Annotated in this window: 3 protein-coding genes; 2 read left to right on the top strand and 1 reads right to left on the bottom strand. The window is 59.2% G+C overall.

Going from position 1 to position 2,740, the window contains the following annotated elements:
- The coding region (locus ACFFAR_RS30270) for a hypothetical protein (protein WP_375509120.1) at positions 1 to 1,180 on the top strand (1,180 nt) is incomplete at its 5' end.
- 56 nt (positions 1,181 to 1,236) lie between these two features.
- Here the strand turns inward: ACFFAR_RS30270 and ACFFAR_RS30265 are convergent.
- Entirely contained in the window at positions 1,237 to 1,791 is a 555-nt protein-coding gene (locus tag ACFFAR_RS30265) for an NAD(P)H-dependent oxidoreductase (protein WP_174364981.1), read from the bottom strand.
- A 548-nt stretch (positions 1,792 to 2,339) separates the two neighbouring features.
- Here ACFFAR_RS30265 and ACFFAR_RS30260 point away from each other — a divergent pair.
- Entirely contained in the window at positions 2,340 to 2,603 is a 264-nt protein-coding gene (locus ACFFAR_RS30260; protein ID WP_069638398.1) for a DUF4148 domain-containing protein, read from the top strand.
- The last annotated feature ends 137 nt before the right edge of the window (positions 2,604 to 2,740 follow it).

Below are 2,740 nucleotides of genomic sequence, written 5' to 3'. Positions count from 1 at the left end.
GGTCCGCGTGACCATGGCCCGTGTGCCGGTCCTCGTGGCCGACGCGATCCGCTCGATTCGCAGCGCGCTGGTGGCCTCGGGCTTCGCCCACGCTGACATTGAACTCCAGGCCGCGCCGGAGCCGTCTTCGCTGGCCGATCCCGCGCTCGAACCGACGACCAGCGCAATGCAGCCGCCGGAAACGGGCGGCGTGCTGGCAAACATCGAACGGTTCTTTTCGATGCTGTTCGGCGGTCGCGATCAGCCGCCTGAAGTCGCACATTATTCGGAAGCCGTGCGGCGTGGTGGAATTCTGGTGGCGGTCGACACGCCGTCGGAAGAGCGCGCCGATGCAGCCCGTCATACGCTCGCCGAGCAAGGGGCAATTGACATCGATGAACGCGCCGCAAGCTGGGGCGCATTGAATCATCCAGGCGCGGGCTTCGGCACTGTTGCCGCTCCCGATGACCGCGATCATTCGTTGCTCGATGAACTCGGCTTGGGTTCGGGCAGTGCCGTGCCGGGACGCGCTCCCGTCAATCCGGCGGCCGATCCGCTCGCAACAGCCCGTGCCGATACCCGTGCCCGCGCCTATCCGCGTGGCAACCTGAGCGAGCCGGCAGCCGTGGATTCGCTTGATCCGATCAGCCCGGTTGCACGCGACCCGTTCGCCGGCAGCAGCGATTCTACGTACCGCGCGACTGGGGGAGATCCGATGACCAGCGGCTCGGTATGGCCGGCAAAAGATGAAGCCCACGAAACGACGCAGGGCTGGCGCCCCGTTACACCGGTTGATCCGCTCGATGAAACCGAAACGTCTTCGCAACGTGCCAGCTTGGCTACGCCCGTTGCTGGGTCGCTTAGCCAATCCGCTGCGGATCCGCTCCGGCCCGACCTGCCGCTGTCGCGCAACTCCATGCCCGACGAATACATGGAGTACGAGGACGACTTCCGCACCGACTATGAATCGCGTTACGCGGCCACCGGCGCACGCTACGAGGAATACGAAGATGCGTATCGTTACGGCGCAACATTAGGCAACGATGATCGTTATCGCGGCCGAAGCTGGGATGATTCGATGGAAACCGAATTGCAGCGCGACTGGCAAAACCGTAATCCGCATGGTGAAGATACGTGGGAGCGCTTCAAGCTCGCAGTGCGTCACGGCTGGGACCGCGTGACGGGACATCATCACTTGTAATCCGTTGATTGCCTCGGCTGCTGACGGCCCGCTTCGGCGGGCCGTTTTTATGGGCCTCAAGCCGCCGAAAGCCGTTTGACCCAGGCCACGTATTTATCGACGAAAGCCTGCAGGAACTTGCGGGTGTCGTCGTTGACGATCTTGCCGGCTGCATCGATACGACTTTCGTCGTGCTTGATGAACATTTCCGGCTGGCCCATCAGCGGCACGTCTAGATACGCAAGCACGTTGCGCAGATGCGCCTGCGCGAGCGCGGTGCCTATTGCCCCCACCGATGTCCCGATCAACGCGCCCGGCTTGTTGGCCCACGCGCTTTGCCCCCACGGCCGCGAACCCCAGTCGAGCGCATTCTTGAGCACGCCGGGAATCGAGCGATTGTACTCGGGCGTGACGAACAGCAAGCCATCCGCCTCCGATATCTTCTGCTTGAGCGTTCGCGCGGCTTCGGGAAAATCGGCGTCGTAGTCCTGGCTATAAAGCGGCAGGCTGGCGATATCGAGAAACTCGAACGAGAAATCCTGCGGCGCCAGGGATATGAGCGCGTGCGCGAGTTGCTTGTTGAACGAATCACGCCGGATGCTGCCAACAACAACCGCAATCCTAAAGGCCATGGTTATTCCCTCCGACTGAGTTGATCGCGTTATGAAATGAAGTACTAAACGCGCGGCTTTGCACCGCATCGTCGCAATATCATAGGCGCGGATACGGCCATCAGGTTATGCGACTCGATGTGCACCGGCGGGATCGAGAAGCGTAATCAGCGAGCACTTTGGCCTTGCATTGGGCAATCCAAGCGAAAGCCGCCTGACATGCCCCTTTCAGCGCGTTTTTGAGATGATTTCCACAAAGTTGTCCACAGAATCTGTGGACAACTTTGTGGATGTTTAATAATTCGCACTAAACCGCCAGATGTTTGGCGGCAAAGGGCCGGATCCCAGCAAAAGGATAAAGGCGAAGTGACAGCGGAAAAATACCGAACTCGGAAACGGGTTCTTACCGAACCCGCAACGATGAAACGTTCAGCGCCCCACCGGCCGCCATTCATGCGAAAACTACAACAATATGTTTTCTCAATCGACATTGGTCGCCGATAGCTATGTGAATAGACTGATTCATATCGATGGCGCAAGACGTGCCGTCATCCAAATCAGAGGTTCACATGAAACGCGCGCTTATCGGCAGTTTGCTAATTGGTGCGCTGGCTTCTTCAGCCAGCGTCTTTGCTCAATCTTCGAACGTCGCGCCAAGAACGCGTGCCGAGGTGAAGGCTGAACTCATCGCGGCAAGAAACAGCGGCCAACTCGAGACGATTCATTCGGAAAGTTATCCGCAATTGCTGCCGTATCAAACGGCGAAGGCGCTGGATGCATCGCGTACAGCTTCTGTGATGCAGGCGAACAGCGCGCGTATCAGCGCGCAATAAGCCAACACGCTTCCAGCACATTCTTCTCATACCTCGCTCCGATGAGGCTTGCCCGGCATCCATATGCCGGGCTTTTTTATGTGCGTCATCGCGTGATGGCGGCGAGACATAACGTCACCGTAACGAGCGATATCAGC

The sequence above is a fragment of the uncultured Caballeronia sp. genome (assembly GCF_964243625.1).
In the GTDB taxonomy this organism is placed as follows: Bacteria; Pseudomonadota; Gammaproteobacteria; order Burkholderiales; family Burkholderiaceae; genus Caballeronia.
The sequence above is the reverse complement of the archived record's forward strand: the minus strand, read 5'-3'. Positions and strand labels throughout refer to the sequence as shown.